The 17,033-nt window shown below is 57.7% G+C and carries 10 protein-coding genes and 3 tRNA genes; 4 read left to right on the plus strand and 9 right to left on the minus strand.

Annotated features, from left to right (window positions below; all coding sequences use genetic code 11):
• Positions 1 to 176: 176 nt before the first annotated feature.
• From ACO6VX_RS11580 to ACO6VX_RS11590, 3 genes are all read left to right on the plus strand, one after another.
• Positions 177 to 253, plus strand: a tRNA-Met gene (locus tag ACO6VX_RS11580).
• A 59-nt stretch (positions 254 to 312) separates the two neighbouring features.
• Positions 313 to 389: transfer RNA gene (locus tag ACO6VX_RS11585), tRNA-Met, on the plus strand.
• A gap of 54 nt (positions 390 to 443) precedes the next feature.
• A tRNA-Met gene (locus ACO6VX_RS11590) sits at positions 444 to 520 on the plus strand.
• Positions 521 to 630: 110 nt separating this feature from the next.
• Here ACO6VX_RS11590 and amiC read toward each other — a convergent pair.
• A complete protein-coding gene (amiC, locus tag ACO6VX_RS11595) occupies positions 631 to 1,875 on the minus strand; it encodes an N-acetylmuramoyl-L-alanine amidase AmiC (RefSeq protein WP_422431830.1) in 1,245 nt (414 codons plus the stop codon).
• Between the two features lie 232 nt (positions 1,876 to 2,107).
• On the opposite strand from amiC, the gene argA reads away from it, so the two are divergent.
• Positions 2,108 to 3,436 carry an amino-acid N-acetyltransferase gene (argA, locus tag ACO6VX_RS11600; protein WP_010248624.1) on the plus strand — a complete coding sequence of 443 codons (1,329 nt, stop codon included), beginning with the start codon at positions 2,108 to 2,110 and terminating at the stop codon, positions 3,434 to 3,436.
• A 50-nt stretch (positions 3,437 to 3,486) separates the two neighbouring features.
• Here argA and recD read toward each other — a convergent pair whose 3' ends face one another.
• The 8 genes from recD to ACO6VX_RS11640 form a co-directional block, all read right to left on the minus strand.
• On the minus strand, positions 3,487 to 5,328 hold the full coding sequence (recD, locus tag ACO6VX_RS11605) for an exodeoxyribonuclease V subunit alpha (RefSeq protein ID WP_422431832.1): 1,842 nt from the start codon (positions 5,326 to 5,328) through the stop codon (positions 3,487 to 3,489).
• Positions 5,325 to 8,864: an exodeoxyribonuclease V subunit beta gene (gene recB, locus ACO6VX_RS11610; RefSeq protein WP_422431834.1), complete on the minus strand. Its 3,540-nt coding sequence runs from the start codon at positions 8,862 to 8,864 to the stop codon at positions 5,325 to 5,327. The genes recD and recB overlap by 4 nt, the downstream gene beginning before the upstream one ends.
• The gene (gene ptrA / locus ACO6VX_RS11615) at positions 8,861 to 11,758 is read right to left on the minus strand and encodes a pitrilysin (protein WP_029519405.1); all 2,898 of its coding nucleotides are present in this window, start codon (positions 11,756 to 11,758) and stop codon (positions 8,861 to 8,863) included. Before ptrA ends, recB begins: the two co-directional genes overlap by 4 nt.
• A 108-nt stretch (positions 11,759 to 11,866) precedes the next feature.
• Positions 11,867 to 15,244 carry an exodeoxyribonuclease V subunit gamma gene (gene recC, locus ACO6VX_RS11620; protein WP_052271504.1) on the minus strand — a complete coding sequence of 1,126 codons (3,378 nt, stop codon included), beginning with the start codon at positions 15,242 to 15,244 and terminating at the stop codon, positions 11,867 to 11,869.
• A 101-nt stretch (positions 15,245 to 15,345) separates the two neighbouring features.
• On the minus strand, positions 15,346 to 15,672 hold the full coding sequence (locus ACO6VX_RS11625; RefSeq protein WP_232526489.1) for a prepilin-type N-terminal cleavage/methylation domain-containing protein: 327 nt from the start codon (positions 15,670 to 15,672) through the stop codon (positions 15,346 to 15,348).
• Complete coding sequence (locus ACO6VX_RS11630; protein WP_422458135.1) at positions 15,632 to 16,036, minus strand: DUF2509 family protein; 405 nt, start codon at positions 16,034 to 16,036, stop codon at positions 15,632 to 15,634. Before ACO6VX_RS11630 ends, ACO6VX_RS11625 begins: the two co-directional genes overlap by 41 nt.
• On the minus strand, positions 16,033 to 16,560 hold the full coding sequence (locus ACO6VX_RS11635; protein ID WP_187501498.1) for a prepilin peptidase-dependent protein: 528 nt from the start codon (positions 16,558 to 16,560) through the stop codon (positions 16,033 to 16,035). The genes ACO6VX_RS11630 and ACO6VX_RS11635 overlap by 4 nt, the downstream gene beginning before the upstream one ends.
• Positions 16,557 to 17,027 (minus strand): prepilin-type N-terminal cleavage/methylation domain-containing protein, encoded by a 471-nt coding sequence (locus ACO6VX_RS11640; RefSeq protein ID WP_422431839.1) that lies wholly within the window; start codon positions 17,025 to 17,027, stop codon positions 16,557 to 16,559. Before ACO6VX_RS11640 ends, ACO6VX_RS11635 begins: the two co-directional genes overlap by 4 nt.
• Between the last annotated feature and the right edge of the window lie 6 nt (positions 17,028 to 17,033).

The raw sequence follows: 17,033 nt of genomic DNA on the forward strand, positions 1-17,033 counted from the left end.
CCGCGACGATAGCAAAGCCCCCGACAGAATGAAATGCATCCGCTCAGACGTCACGCATATCAGTTTAATAATTAACCAGATGGTTGAATCCTTCAGCAACTGGCTGTTAATTTGGCTTTTATCTGCAAAAAGGGGTTGCATGAATTAGCGCGGAGAGTATAGTGCGCTTCCACGGACGCGGGGTGGAGCAGCCTGGTAGCTCGTCGGGCTCATAACCCGAAGGTCGTCGGTTCAAATCCGGCCCCCGCAACCAATACTTCTGCAGCAGTTTTACAGAAGTCACAATGTGAGAAGTAATAGAAGCAATACGGACGCGGGGTGGAGCAGCCTGGTAGCTCGTCGGGCTCATAACCCGAAGGTCGTCGGTTCAAATCCGGCCCCCGCAACCAATACTTCTGCAGTTGTTTTACAGAAGTCACAATGTGAAAAAAGTATGATACGGACGCGGGGTGGAGCAGCCTGGTAGCTCGTCGGGCTCATAACCCGAAGGTCGTCGGTTCAAATCCGGCCCCCGCAACCAATCATTTAAACACCTGAAAGGGTGTTTTTTTGTTTCTGACGTTCCCAAAAGCCGCTTCAGCCTCTCTCTGCCCTGAAAAGCGCGCGGATAGCCCGGCTACCCGCACTCCCTTACCGATGGGCCAGCGCCGCCCCACTCTCCACATACGCTTTGATGCCGTTCAGAATCGCCTCTGCCACCTGATGCTGGTAACGGGTGGTTCGCAACTTGCGCTCCTCCTCCACATTACTGATAAACGCTGTCTCTACCAGAATTGACGGGATATCAGGCGCTTTCAGCACCGCAAATCCGGCCTGATCCACGGTGCGTTTGTGCAGATGGTTGATGCGCCCCATGCGATGCAGCACCTCTTTGCCGAATTTAAGGCTGTCATGAATCGTCTGACGCTGCATCATATCGAACATGGTGTGATCGAGATAGCGGTCACCGCTTTTGCTGACGCCGCCAATCAGGTCTGATTCATTCTGAGTCTGAGCCAGGAAACGAGCCGCCGCCGAAGTGGCACCGCTGGTTGATAAGGCAAACACTGAAGAGCCGCGTGCCGCGCGGCTGGTAAAGGCATCCGCATGGATCGACACAAAGAGGTCGGCACGCTGTTTACGGGCTTTGGCAACCCTGACGCGCAGCGGAATAAAGACATCTTCATTGCGCGTCATATAGGCTTTCATATTGGACTCTTTATCGATCAGCGCTTTGAGTCGCCGTCCAATCTTCAGCACAATATCTTTCTCGCGGGTCTTATATTTGCCGTGCGCGCCCGGATCTTCCCCGCCGTGACCGGGATCGATCATGATAATGATTGGACGATCGCGCCCCGCTTTGCCGGGTAAGGGCGCCTGCACCCCTTCATCTTTCTCCAGATCGCCCTGGTTATAATCTTTCAGCAGAGCCAGCAGTGGATCATCCTCAACCTGGTTCTGGCTCGGATAGAGATCGACCACCAGCCGGTGATTGATCCCGGCGACCGGCGAGAGATTAAAGATCTTCGGCGCGACGTTGCGCTTTAATTCCAGTACCACGCGCACTGTGTTGCTGTCGAACTGGCCGACACGGGCATTTTTAATAAAGGGATCGTCGACCCGAACCTGCTTATCTACCCCTTTCAGAACCGGATTGAGATGTAGGCCCTGAATATCAATCACCAGGCGTTCGGGATTGCTCAGCGCAAACTGCTTGTACTTCAGCGCAACATTGGACTCCAGCGTCATCCGCGAGTAGGTCGATGAGGGCCAGATACGCACCGCCACAATGTGGTTCTTCGCCGCCAACCCTGTCCGGCTGACGCTTAACAGCAGTAAGGCGCCCGTCCCCTGTAAAAATCGTCTGCGTGAAAAATGGGAATTAACGTCTGACATGCCGCTCCAGCTGCTGTGTAATGTCTAAAAAAGCGCCAGTTACTAAAATGGCGGCGAAAACTTTATCCAATCCGCAGCATGATGTCACCCCGGAAACCCTAAATAATGCAGGCTGTTAGCGGCTTTGACACCCAGAAAAACGTAAATTTTCGTCAGGATTAAGACTTGCAAAACCGGGCGTAAAAGCATAAAAATACAAAAAATACGAATAAACATTCACTGAGGGTTGGCCGTGAAGGAACGTAGTACCGAACTGGTTCAGGGTTTTCGCCATACCGTTCCCTATATCAATGCCCACCGGGGTAAAACCTTTGTCATCATGCTGGGTGGCGAAGCGATTGAGCATGAGAACTTCTCTGGCATCGTTAATGATATCGGCCTGCTGCACAGCCTGGGCATTCGCCTCGTCGTGGTGTATGGCGCACGCCCGCAGATTGATGCCAGCCTGGCTCAGCAGCAGCTGGAGCCGGTTTATCATAAGTTTACCCGGGTCACCGACGCGCAATCGCTGGAGTTAGTGAAGCAGGCCGCCGGCCGGCTGCAGTTAGATATCACGGCCCGCCTCTCAATGAGTCTCAACAACACGCCGCTGCAGGGCGCGCATATCAACGTGGTCAGCGGCAACTTCATTATTTCACAGCCGCTGGGCGTGGATGATGGCGTGGATTACTGTCACAGCGGCCGTATCCGTCGTATTGATGAAGAGGCCATTCATCGTCAGCTGGATAACGATGCGATTGTGCTGATGGGCCCGGTTGCGGTTTCTGTTACCGGCGAAAGCTTTAACCTGACTTCGGAAGAAGTGGCTACCCAGCTGGCGATTAAACTCAAAGCGGAAAAAATGATCGGCTTCTGCTCTGAGCAGGGCGTGCTGAACAGCGAAGGTGAAATCATCTCCGAGCTTTTCCCGAATGATGCGCAGGCCCGTATCGATGAGATTGAAAAGGAAGGCGATTATCTTTCCGGGACTGTCCGCTTCCTGCGTGGGGCGGTGAAAGCCTGCCGCAGTGGTGTACGCCGCAGCCATTTAATCAGTTATCAGGAAGATGGCGCGCTGTTGCAGGAGCTCTTCTCACGCGACGGTATCGGTACCCAGATCGTTATGGAGTCGGCAGAGCAGATCCGTCGCGCCAATATCAATGATATCGGCGGCATCCTCGAACTGATCCGTCCGCTGGAGCAGCAGGGTATTCTGGTGCGTCGCTCGCGCGAGCAGCTGGAAATGGAAATTGATAAGTTCACCATCATTCAGCGCGATAATCTGACCATCGCCTGTGCAGCACTCTATCCGTTTATGGATGAGAAGATTGGCGAAATGGCCTGTGTGGCGGTTCATCCTGACTATCGCAGCTCTTCACGCGGTGAGATGTTGCTGCAGCGCGTGGCACTTCAGGCACGCCAGATGGGGCTGGAAAAACTGTTTGTGTTAACCACCCGCAGCATCCACTGGTTCCAGGAACGCGGCTTTACGCCGGTAGATATTGAGTCCCTGCCCGAGAGTAAAAAAGAGATGTATAACTATCAGCGCCGTTCAAAAGTGTTGATGGCCGATCTCACCTGATTCAATCCGTAAGGGACAGGCACCCCCTGCGTGGTCTGTCCCCTCTCTTCTCAGCCAGATTCCCCCAGTCGCTCCACCAGACCGCTGCGACGCTGCGTTTGCAGCTGCACGGCACGCTGAAATACGCCGGGTTCGCTGTAGATGGTCAGTTGCCGCCGTGCACGTGTAATCGCGGTATAGACCAGTTCACGGGTCAGCACCGGCAGAAACTGCGTGGGCATCACCAGCGCGGTATGATCAAACTCCGAGCCCTGTGATTTGTGCACCGTCATCGCCCAGGCCGTTTCATGTGAGGGTAACCGGCTCGGCTGAATCGCCTTGATCGATCCATCCGGCAGCGGGAAAAAGACCTTCAGGTTGCCCTCTTCATCCCGCATCGTCATGCCGATATCGCCATTAAACAGGCCGAGCGCGCTGTCATTTCGGGTGATCATCACCGGACGCCCTTCATACCAGCGGCTGCCCATGCCAGGACGACGGATGCGCTGCAGCTGCATCAGTCGCTGCTCAATACGCTGGTTCAGACCCTGCACGCCAAATGGCCCGTCACGTAATGCACACAGCAGCTGATAACGGCCAAAAGCGGCAATCACTTCTGCGGGCGGCGCCTGCTGTCTGATGAGCTGCAGGAAGGGCTGATAACCCTGGGCTACCTCATCCAGCATCGCCTGATAAGCGTCAGCGCTGTTCAGCGGCTGGTAACTGATATCCTCATAAGCCGCAGCAAACACCGCTCTGACCTGCTCTGCATCGCCACGGTTGATCGCTTTTGCCAGCTGGCCGATGCCAGATGAGTCATCAAAACGATAACTCTTCTGCAGCAGACAGATACTGTCGCGGACTGCGGGTGCCTGCACATCGTCACTGCCCTGCAGTGTGCAGCCGGTCAGCAGGGCAAGCTGTTCAGCCCGTGCCAGGCTGTAACCGCTTTCGGTGCAGCGGCAGATGTCGCCCAGCACCGCACCGGCTTCGACCGAGGCCAGCTGATCGCGATCGCCCAGAAACACGACGCGGGCATGGGCAGGCAGCGCGGCGATCAGTTTTGCCATCATTGAGAGATCGACCATCGACGCTTCATCAACCACCAGGACATCAAGGTGCAGTGGGTTACCGGCATGGTAGCGCAGCCGCTGGGTGTCGGGCTGTGCGCCCAGCAGGCGATGCAGCGTGGTGGCTTCGGCAGGAAAACGCCGACGTTCTTCGTCGCTGACCGCCAGTTCCTGCAGTGCACTGCCCAGTGACTCGGTCAGTCGCGCGGCGGCTTTGCCGGTCGGTGCCGCCAGCTGAATCCGCAGTGCACCGGGATTCAGGCGAATCAGGGCAGCGAGGAGTTTCGCCACTGTGGTGGTTTTACCGGTACCCGGCCCGCCGGAAATAACCGCAGTCTTGCGGGTCAGCGCCACGGCCGCCGCAATTTTCTGCCAGTTCTCCGGCTGGTCGTCAAACAGGCTGTTCAGCACGTCGCCTGCAGCATGCATATCAAACGCAGTTTTTACTTCCTGCGCAACGAAGAAGTCGGCGACCCGGCCTTCGCTTTGCCACAGCCGATGCAGATATAAACGCTGGTTGCTCAGCACCAGCGGCGTAACCAGGCTGCCATCACTGACAGCCGACCAGTCAGCAAAGCGTGCTGTCCAGTCTTCCGGCGCACCAGCGGCGTGCCAGATCGCCTGAGCCAGCGCAGGCTGGCGACCAGCGAACAGATTCGCTTCGCAGAGGTTGCTCAGCGGTAAACAGACGTGCCCCTCACCCGCGTCAGCGCTGACGCAGGCCGCAGCGAGCAGCAGCCCAGGCTGTGATTCCGGGGCCACCAGTTGGGCAAACTGTATATCCAGCGGTCGCAGGAGACGCTTCTCTACCGCCTGCAGCAGCAGACTCAGCATGTCACTCATAACATCTCCCCGGTTTCACCAAACAGTGCATCAATTTCTTCCACAAAGGCTTCAGCAGGTCGTGTGGCGAAAATGCCGTTGTCCGGCGAGCTGCCATCCATCCCGCGCAAAAACAGATAAAACACCCCACCAAAGTGACGCTGATAGTCGTAGTCCGGCAGGCGATGCTGCAGATAGCGATGCAGCGCCAGCGTATAGAGCTGATATTGCAGATCGTAGCGGTGGCCAATCATCGCCTGCGCCATCGCCTCTGGCGTGTAAGCGGCGTGGCTATCCCCCAGCCAGTTCGATTTGTAGTCGAGCAGATAATATTTTCCCTGCCAGCGGAAGACCAGATCGATAAAGCCCTTCAGCATGCCCCGCACCTGACGAAAATCCAGGGGGGCGGCCTGCTGAGAGAGGCTGTCGTGCCGGCGCAGCAGAGCGTCAAGATCCGCCGCAGTCAGCAGATTGTTGATCGGCAGATAGAACTCCATCTCAATCAGGCGTTCGCTGCTTTTTATCGCCGACAGCGTCAGCCCCTCAGCATTGAGCGGCGTATGTAAGACCCGGTCAATCCACTGTTCCAGAACCGGCAACCAGGTCAGCGGATAGCCATTATGCTGCAGCTGATCTTCCAGCCAGACGCTGTCCGGCGGTTCGGTAAAGTCGATCGACTCAAACAGACCGTGCAAAAACGTACCGGGTGCCGCTCCGCGCGGAAAGTGGTGGGGTGTTAATGCAGCCTCTTCACCCTTCTCTTCTTCGCCCGCGGCATCAATATCAAAGTTGGGCATCGCATCCAGCAGCGGCGAGCTGTGATGCTGTTGCAGGCCTGAATAACTGGTTACCCGCCAGACGTCAGCCAGCGCGCGCGTAATGTCGCGGCTGCTTAAAACCTCATCGCCCTGCTGCGCATCCTGCCACATTTCTCCCGGCAGCAGAGCCTCTTCAACCAGCGCAATCCCTTCACCGGTTAACGCATTCAATCGCTGACTGAGCTGCTGCGCATCCGCCGCCTCACCCTGCTGCACCAGGTAGCCCAGCGCGCTCTTGTGCAGATCGCTTTCGCCCTCTTTTTTGCGGGTGCCTTTGATCAGTGGCGCAATGCCGACGCTGCAGTGATAGACCGAACGGGTCAGCGCCACGTAGAGCAGACGCAGATCCTCCGCCAGGCGCTCCTCTTCGGCCAGCGCCAGACTTTGTGCATCACCCTGCACATCCAGCAGTGCCGTGAAGGTGTCGCGATCGTGATAAAGCGCGCTGGCCGCCTCGCGGAACCCGGCAGCAAATGGCAGCCAGACCAGCGGATATTGCAGTCCTTTCGATTTATGGATGGTGATGATCTGCACCAGATGGCGGTCGCTTTCCAGACGCAGCTGCTGGCTGGAGGCCTGGCTGTTTGGCCGGGCAATCTGCTGCGCCAGGAAGCGCACCAGGGCGTGCGGACTCTCCAGCTGCACCGAAGCCTCCTGCAGCAGTTCACCCAGATGCATCAGGTCAGTCAGGCGACGTTCACCGTTCTCCGAGGCCAGCATATTCTCCGCCAGTTGCCGCCTGATCATCACATCACGCAGCATCGGTAACACGCCGCGCTGATGCCACAGCTGCTGCCAGACGGCAAACTGCTCCACCAGCGCATCCCACTCGCGTTCATTCTGTGTCAGCGCGTCGAGCGTTGCTGCATCAATAGCAAAGATTGAGGTCGCCAGCGCGCTGCGCAGCAGACGTTCCTGCTCAGGTGCCTGTATCGCCTGCAGTAACCAGAGCAGTTCGCGCGCTTCCGGCGTGGTGTAGACGCTGTCCCGGCTGGAGAGATAGACCGAAGGGATCGACAGCGCATTCAGCGCGTCGCGGATTAAACCGGCCTCATTGCGACTGCGCACCAGCACGGTGATGTCGGAAGCCCGCACCGGCTGCAGCGCCTCGCCTTTGCCCAGGCGGGCGCGCCCCTGCTGTCCGGCCACCAGCCAGCGGCTGATATCGGCCGCACACTGCTGTGCCATAAACTGCTGGTAATCGCTGTTACCCACGCCCTCGCCAGGCTGCAGCCAGAACCGTAAAGCCGGTTGCTGCTGCTCGTCAAAAATCAGTTTCAGCGACTGATTGGGCGCAGCAGGCTTAACCGGCTGAAAGGGGATCGCCGAGAACAGAAAAGGCGAATCGAGCTGAGAAAAGAGGCGGTTGACGCTCCCGACCATCTCAGGTGATGAACGCCAGTTGGTATCCAGCGTGTAGTGAGCGCTGACTTCGTTTCTGGCCCGCAGATAGGTAAAAATATCCGCACCGCGAAACGCATAGATCGCCTGCTTGGGATCGCCGATCAGAAACAGTGCCTGTTCAGGCTGATTAATATAGAGCGTGCGGAAGATGCGGTATTGCTGCGGATCGGTATCCTGGAATTCATCAATCAGGGCCACCGGGTAACGCGCCCGGATGGTTTCTGCCAGCAAAACGCCACCTGGCTGCTGCAACGCTTCATCCAGTTTACTAAGCAGATCGTCGAAGCCTAACAGCGCACGTAACCGTTTCTCGCGCTGCACCGTGGCGCGCACATCGGTCAGCGCCTGCGCAATGATGACATCCCGCAGCGACAGCGGTTCTGCCAGAAACTGATCGATCGCCTCAAAAAGCGAATGACGCGGCGCTTCACCCTTTTTAGTTTTCTCCTCCAGCACCTGCTGTCCAAAGCGCTCCAGCTCTTTGGGCAGCTGATAATCCAGCGTGTCACTGCTGGCCCACTGCGTGACGCGGGCGACCCAGTTGGGCAGATGTTTACTGCTGTAGCTGCGCTTATCAACGCCAGATGCAGTGATAATGCCCTCAACATCGGCGCTGAGCGCCTGCCACTGCTGCTTGATGGCCTCGATGCGCGCCAGATTGCGGGCGTGCCGTGATGCCAGCGTCTCATCGGCGGCAGGCGGACGTTTCAGCCCCGGGGACTCCCCCTGTAGCCAGGGGCGCAGCGTGGCCAGCAGACTGTCCGGCCCGCTCCACTCTGCGGCGATGACCCGCGCCACATCCAGACTCAGTGGATAGCACTGACGACGCCAGAAATCGGCGGTCGACTGCTTCAGCAGCGCCTGCTCATCTTCAATCAACTCCTGCTCGAACAGCATGCCCGACTCAAAGGCATTGAGATTCAGCATCCGCTGACAGAAGCCGTGAATGGTAAAAATGGCGGCTTCATCCATCTGCCGCTCGGCAGCCAGCAGCTGCGCGGCGGCCTGAGCCAGTTCAGGCATCTGCTCCAGCAGTAACTGGTGCATCGGATTGCTGCTTTTGCCGCGGATACAGGCCAGACGTAGCTGATGAATATTCTCGCGGATGCGCCCGCGCAATTCGGCGGTCGCGGCCTCGGTAAAGGTCACGACTAAAATTTCTTCGACAGAGAGCGGCCGGCTGTAGGCGTTTTCACCGCCCAGCCCCAGCAGCAGGCGCAGATAGAGCAGACCAATGGTAAAGGTTTTTCCGGTGCCCGCTGACGCCTCAATCAGCCGCTCGCCTCTGAGCGGCAGCGTTAAAGGATTCAGCGATACGGGAGGTAACTGCGTCATTGGGTCTCACTCTTTACCGGCAGCGACTGCTGCAGTTGTGCCACTTCACTCCAGGTTTTCCAGCCAGGCTGACGGGCAAACTCAACTTTGCCATTGCCGGTGCCTGCAATCTGCGAGGTCATCACCATGCCCTTATGTTCGATCACGGCCTGCCGGAAAAAGTCTGCCAGGCTCGCCGGGGTTAACCGCTGAACCTGCTCTGTCATTTTTTGCCGGGTATCAAATTGATCATTCTGCCGATCAAAGTCGCGGCTAAAGCGATCCGCTTCCTCAAAGAGCGTCTGAGGACGCTGCTGCAAATCATTGATCATCGCCTGCTGATACTGGGCAAAGTCTGCCTGGCTCATACTGCGCAGACGTTTTTCCGCCTGCGGGTAGAAGGCCTGATAGCGCTGCAACAGCCAGCCCGGTTGTTTGCTGTTACTTTGCAGCAGGAAGCCGATCCCCCACTGGCGACCCACAGGCATCTGGAAGGCAAAAACCGCGTAGCCGAGCTGCTCTTTGGTCCGCAGCTGATTGTAGAACCACGGCTGCACAATCTGGCTCAGCATGGAGCTGTGCGCCATGCTCTGATATTCACTGTATCCCAGTGGAACATAGAGCGCGGCAAGGGCGGAGTCGGTGCTGCTGCCTTTTTGTTGCAGGTTGGCTTTCAGCGGTTTTTTAATCGAGACATACTGACTATGCCAGTCGCGGGTCGCATGACTCTGCATCTGCTGTTTGAGCTCATGCCCCAGCTGCGTCACGCTGTCAGCACTGAGGTTGCCCACTACCAGCATCTCCGGCGTCGCGTCGCGGAACAGCGTATCGCGATAGTCAGTAACATCCTTAAGTGAGAGTGTGCTTACCAGCTTGCGGCGAGCCTCGCGCTGGGTATATGGCAGCTGCGACAGCAGTTGCATCGGCTGAATCGCCTGTTCAAACGCTTTGCCCTTTTCCGCCGCGTCCAGCCGCTCCAGATACCAGGATTTCGCCTGCTCCAGCTGCTGTTCTGTCGGCTGGAAAGTGGCATAACCTTCCACCAGTTTCTTCAGCAGTGTCGGCAGACGCTGGGTGAAGCCGTTGGCGCTGAACACCAGCCCTTCATCTTCACCCGTTGAGAAGCTGATGCCGCCCACTGAAGCCTGTGAATTTAGCTCGTCCAGCGCCAGGCTGGAAAGGTAGTCATTCAGGCCAAACAGCACCTGCTGACGGGCATCACTGATGGTGTGCTTATTGCGTAACGCCAGGGTGATCGCCGCTTTTGGCTCGCTGGCGTAATAACGACTGGGCATCCAGTAAATACGCATATCATCCTGGTTATCCAGTCTCACCGGATGCTGATACGTTTTGCCGTCTGACGGTAACAGGGTGAAGTCGTCCGGGATATAGGGGTTCAGCACGGGCATCGCCAGCGTAATCTGGCTGGCGCGCTGCTGCCAGTCTGCAAAGGTTTGTGGGGTGATCTTCTCAACCTGATAAGGCGCATCCACAAAATAGGCTTTTTTGTTGTGCGGCTCCTGCGGGCTGATGTACCAGATACGCGCATGCTGCGGGGTCATCTCTTCCAGCCGGGCATTAATCGCGGCGGCATCGTATTGATCCGCCAGATAGGGTGCATCCAGCGTATGTTCAACCGGTACGCGCAGCATGGTGTCGGCCAGCCATTCAATGTAATCCATATCGCGGGTAATTGAGGGATAGCGGAAGTCGAGCGCCAGCACATGCGAAACTTCATCGAAATAGCGCTTATCATCCCCCTGCTGACGCAGAAGATTGATGTAGCTGAATATCGCCGCCACGACCTGGTCGCGCTGCGCCAGCCCTTTATCAGTCAGTGACGCGGTAATCGCAAACACGCCGCTGTTACGCTCGGTCATTGGGTCAGCACCCGCATTCACCCCGTCGGCCAGCCCCTGTTTTTGCAACCAGTCAGTCAGCGTGTTTTTGCTGCGGTTACTGATTAAATAGCTGATCAGCGTGTCGGTTTTACTGCGGAACCGATCGCTGTTGTTGGCAATGCGGAATTCAATTTTGAGCTGCTTGCGCGGCTGAGCCGGAACGTAATGGATGATGATGCCCTGCTGCGCATCGGTCACCACCGGCACCGTAATCTCCGGCACGCTGGCGTCATGATTTTGTACCCGGCCAAAGGTTTTAGCCGCAATCGACGCCATCTCCGGCAGCGGTTTGTTGCTGTAGATCACCGCTTTCATCAGATTGGCGGAGTAATGCGTATGATAAAAGTCCTGCAGCGCCTGGTGCAGTTTGCTGCCTGGCTTATCTTTCAGGGTCTCAAGATTGCCGCCCGAAAAACGTGACGCCGGATGCGCCGGGTTCAGGGTTTCTGCGCCGACCTGGGCCATACGCAGGCCATCGCGCGAGCGCGCCATGGTCAGCTCGGCATTCACGGCGTGGCGCTCGCGGTCAGCGTTAACCGGATCCAGCAGCGGCTCAGCCACCGCATCCGCCAGGCGATCAACCGCCGGTTCCAGCGCGTCATTTTCCACTTCCAGATAAAAGGCGGTGCGGTAAGAGGCTGTGCTGGCGTTGTGGCTGCCGCCATGCTTTTTCAGGAATTCAGCCAGGTTGTCGGGCTGCGGGTAGTGCTTTGAACCCATCAGCACCATATGCTCAAGGTAGTGCGCCAGTCCCGCCTGCTGATCGGGATCGTCCAGCGATCCTATCGGCAGCGTCAGCGCCGCCAGCGATTTCGGTGCCACGGGATCGGAAACCAGTAATACCGTCATCCCATTATCAAGCCGGATAGCCTGATAGTGGCGGGGATCCTGTTCACTTTTGCGAATGGTGTCGTTAACCGGCTGCCAGCCTGATGATGCCTGCTCCTGCGCCTGCGCTGTGCAAGCCATCAGGCTTAACATTAGCGCCGCTATCCAGCGTGCGTGTACCCGCATGTAAACCCCTCTCGTTTCCCGATAAACCGCCAATGTCGGACGCGGCGGCTCAAAGCAGAGCAAAATTTCTGTGTAATGAGTCAGTCAGCAAAAACGCCTTCTGATCGGCTATTCATCATCCTGATGTGCAGCCAGCACCGGTAAATACCAGCGCTGTGCCGCCTCAGTTATCTGCTGTAGTTGTGGCTCATCCAGCACCCGGCAAAGACGTTGCAGATAGGGATCGCTGCCTTCACCCTCAAGCTGATAGTTGCCTGACCAGGCCGTCAGCAGGCGATTACGCGCCTTAAGCTGGGTTGCCTCATCAGTCAGTAACTGCTGACTTTTTTTGTCGTAGCTGGCGGTCAGCCATGCGCCGCCACTTTTATTAAGCAGCATCAGCGGCTGACGCATACCCGCGAGATACCCCGTGACATACTCATTCAGCGCAGCAATCGCCTCTGCCTGCGGCACGGCAAGGAAGCACCAGCGGCTCTGCTGCCGGCCAAACATCCGGCTACTGCCGGTGCCGCCCAGCGCGCAGTAGACCAGATGTTCCAGCCAGAGTAGCAGTCCGTCGTTCATGTTGAGTACGCCAGGCCGCCAGCGCAGCAATCCATCACTCTGTACCTGTGTCAGCCACCCGGTTAAGCTGACCTGCTCCAGTTGCAGATTCACTTCCCAGCTCTCGCCGTCGCTGCGCTGGGTGACCACTTCTGCCGCCACTTCCTGCATTTCATCGCGCTGCGCCTGCCAGAACAGCTCACCGAACGCGCCATAAGGCAGATTACCGGCCGCACGATGGTGCGCATAAAGCCGCTGAGTATCCTCGCCTTCGACCAGCGCATTCAGCAACTGCGCGTTGATCTGATAACGCTCAAGGTTGTCGAGCGCAAACGGCTCGCTGTCGGGCAGTTCGTTCTCCTCCAGCCAGAAACTCACGCCAAGCCGCTGGTGGAACCAGGCACGGACCGGATGTCGCCAGAAGCGCAGGAACGCCTCCAGCGTGAGCGCATCAATTAACGGCGCCTCCAGCGGCTGCACAAAATCGGGCTGGGGCTGCCCCGCACCCCGCGCGGCAGGCAACCACTCACGGGCGAAACTTTGCAGTCTGGCAGCAGGCTGGAAGTTTTCGGCAGCAAACGGCATCCGGCTGTGCAGGTGCTGCAGGTGCATCCGCACTCGTTCGGCACTCTCATCCAGTTCAAGATGGCCATCACCGTCCAGATAAAAACTCTGTCCAATGTAATCCAGCAGTTCTGTGACCAGCACCGAGGGGTAGCGTTCCGTATTATCCTGAATCGCCCGGCCGATATAACTGATGTAGAGCTGCTGCTGCGCCGAGATCATCGCCTCCAGGAAGAGATAGCGGTCATCATCGCGGCGACTGCGGTCGCCTTTGCGGGACTGCTGCTGCATCAGATCAAAACCTAACGGCGCTAAGGTCCGTGGATAGACGCCGTCGTTCATGCCCAGCAAACAGACCAGCTGAAAAGGAATGGAGCGCATCGGCATCAGGGTACAGAAGTTAATCTGCCCCGCCAGGAAACGCTGACTGATGCGCTGTTGATCAAGCCGGCTACGCAGATCATCACGCAACAGCGCCACCGGAATCGCCTCTTCAAACCGCGCATCCATGCCATATTCAATCAATTGCTGCCACTGCTCTTCCACCAGCAGTAAGGCGGCCTCGGTTTCTGCATCGGGGCTGAAAAAGGCATTGAGCAGTTCCCGGCACATGGGCAGCCAGGCCGCCAGTGGCCGGGGTTCGGCAAGCAGCTGCCGCCAGTGATTAAGCCGGGAGAGCAGCTCAGCCAGATGTCCCGCCAGCTCCCCCACCAGACCACCCGACTCGTCATAAGGCAGAATCCCTTCCCAGTCACCGTTGTGGCTCTCCATCGCATAACCCAGCAGCATACGCTGCAGGCCAAAGCGCCAGGTGTGCTGGCCGGTAACCGGAAGTGACAGGGCTTCTACGCTGGCATCATCCAGCCCCCAGCGTACCCCCGATTCGCTGACCCAGCGCCGCAGTAAACGCAGGCCGCTTTCATCAATGGCAAAGTGGGAAGCCAGCGCCGGGACATCGAGCAGCGCCAGCACATCCTCCGAGACAAAACGGCTGTCCGGCAGTGCCAGCAGATGCAAAAACGCCACAATGGCCGGATGAGCCTGACTGGCACGGCGATCTGAAATCGCAAACGGCAGATAGCGATCGGCAGGTGCATTGGCGAACACAGCCTGAATAAAAGGGGCGTAGGCGTCGATATCCGCCACCATGACGATGATGTCACGCGCTTTCAGCGTCGGATCGGCCTCCATCATCGCCAGCAGATGATCCTGCAACACTTCAACTTCGCGCTGGGCACTGTGGCAGACCTGCACCGCGATTGATCGATCCTCCGGATCCAGGCAGCGCTTCTGATCGCTGTGTGCCAGTTCCGCCGCATTCAGTCCGATGATGGCGTTATCCTGCAGATTAAGAAGATCGTGCTGCATACAGTGCAGCAGGTTGTCCGGCTCCACATCGACAAAAGCATCGATGTCGTCGTTTGACTCCATCTGACTGAGCAGAAACAGGTTGTCACGTCCCAGCTTGCCCCATGAGGCGAGCAAAGGATTGGTCAGTTGCTGTTCACCGGCGTCGTTAAACAGCGCCGGTGCCTGCTCTGCATCCCGGAAGAGTCCGCGTGATTCATCAGCACCATGACGTCGGCGCTGACGACTTTGCAGTTTCGCCAGAAACGCATAATCCTGAATATCGCCCCAGTAATCGCGGCAGGGATTGGTGAACAGCAGATGAATGTCGATGTGACGTCCCAGCGCCTGCAACGCCTGCAGATAGACCGGCGGCAGCGCAGAGATGCCACAGATAAAGACCCGTTTGGGCAGATTTTCCGGCGTGCTTTTCGCCTGATCCAGCGTCTGGATAAATCGCGCATAGAGGTTGGCGCGGTGCCATTCAGGCTGGCGCAGGGCCTGGGTATAACTCACCAGATCGCGCCACAGGGCGGCCTGCCAGCGCTGCGCCTCGCCCAGCCCCTCAATGGTTTCGCCACGCTCCCAGCTGTTGAGCCAGTCGGCACGATAGACCAGATACTGGTCGAACAGATCGGCCACGCGGGAGCTGAGCTGAAACAGTTTACGCTTGTCGCCATCGTCATGGAGATAGTGGCGTAAAGAGGTAAACTCTTCATGCTTCAGCATCTCCGGCAGCCGGTGCATCAGCTTCCAGCCCATGCTGGCCTTACTGAAAGCACTTTCTACCGGGATATCGGGCAGTACGCGGACGAACATCTCCCAGATAAAACTGGCAGGCAGCGGGAATTCGATATTGGCAGCAATTCCAAAAGTTTGCGCCAGCTCCATCTGCAGCCACTGCGCCATACCCGGACTCTGCACCAGCACCATTTCTGAGGCGAAAGGATCATCAAGAGGGTCATGTTTAATCACCGCAGCCGCCAGAATCTTCAGCACATCAAGCTGATTTGAGTGATAAACGTGAAACATGAAAACTCCTGTGATAACTCAGAACGTGACTGCGGTATTGCGGCTCTGTCACTTTACCGCGTATCGCGGTTGAAACCCATCAAAAGGGCGACCGGGGAGAGTTAACATCGCAGCCGCGTCAGGGTGGCACGGCGCTGATAAGGTCCCGTCACGTCAGCCCGATCCAGGGTGCAGCCTGAAGGACCGCTCTGCTGTTGCAGTATTGAAGTCCAGCCGGGACTCTCATGTCCCATCAGTTGCTGCTCAGCCACCCGCCATGCCTCACGCTGATACCACTGCTGGCTGAATCCCAGTGCCAGTGCGCGATGATAGTGCAACAGCGTGCTGCTGCTTAATGCCATTAACAGCAGAGCAAACAACACTTCCGGCAGGCTGAATCCACCGCGCTTACTGGCAGGTGGCCGGGGGCGTGAGCGGGCAGTAGTCAATCCAGCCGTGCGGCAACGCGATAATCTGATTGCCCCGTAACCGCACCCACTGCCAGACTGCCATGCCACTGCCGCTGGCCTCCCCTTTAAGCAGACCTTCATCCTTTTCACCTCGTTGTAAACAGCTGCGCCAGCCCTGGCGATCATCCTGCTGACAGCTGGTCGCCTCACTGGCTGACCAGCTCAGGGAGAAGCCCCATTGCAGCGCAGACTGCGCCCGCCAGAAATCCTGAATAAACTGCTGCTCATCCGCCAGCAGTCGCATTCCCTGCTCAGACATCTTACGGCTGGCATGCAGCGTAAAGCTGCCAATGACCATAATCATCAACACCATGCCCAGAGCGCTGCTGCCTCGCTGCTTCACAGGTTCTCTGCCTCAATCCAGCTCTCCATCGTTTCAAGCCAGCGTCCGGCCCGTCCCTGCAGCACTAATCTGACCTGCGTGCCCTGCTGGCTGACGCTGAACTGCTCCAGCGTCATAAACGCGGGGTCGGAGAGCCGCTCCCAGCCCGCTGACTGACACTGGTCAACACCTCGCTGCATCTCAAGCTGCTGTTGTCGCAGGCGATAACCGTAATAGTCACTCTCTGCATGGCTCACCCCTTCCCATTTACCGTTGCTGTTCTCATCCCAGCGCAGCAGCAGGCAGTTCTCTCTGATTTGCAGCGCCCCACTGCCACACTCACCGTGACAATAACCGGCACGCCGCACCGCTTTTTCCAGCGTCGCCATCATCTGCTGTAACTCCTGACGCAGCTGCGCCCGTTGCATAACGCCGGCGTTCTCTGCCAGCAGCAGCGGCAGAAAACGGCCAGCACTTAACATCACGACGGCGCTGATTGCCAGGGCGATCAGCATCTCCAGCAGGCTGAATCCGGCCATTTTCAACGACACGTCTCCTCATCCGTCATGCAGAGGCGAATACGGGCTCTGGCCGAGATAATCAGCCGCATTCGTCCGGCGCTGTTACCCAGCTCAATGCTGCCCGCCCGGGCCACATTACGTCGGCCATAGAAGCCCGGTTCACCCCGGATGCCATAGAGCGAAACGCCAGCGTGCGGCGCCACGAATTGCAGCCGTTTTCGGCTATCACACCCTGCAACGGGGGGACTTCCGGCACCGATGCACCAGGGATCGCCAGGCCGTGACCATAAAACCAGATCGCTATTTTGCCGGTTGGCCTGGGCACGCAGCCGAAGCAGGAATCCCTGCAGTTGCTGGACGCTGTCGCGCAGTTGCAGCCGCTGTTGCCAGCGCTGCCAGCCATGCAGCGCGGCAAGACTCAGCATGCCGGCAATCACCATCACCAGCAGCAGTTCCGGCAGGGTAAAACCGCGTAAGTATGCTGTTTTCATAGCGTC

Source organism: Pantoea sp. BJFS-204, assembly GCF_049310725.1.
Classification (GTDB): domain Bacteria; phylum Pseudomonadota; class Gammaproteobacteria; order Enterobacterales; family Enterobacteriaceae; genus Pantoea; species Pantoea agglomerans.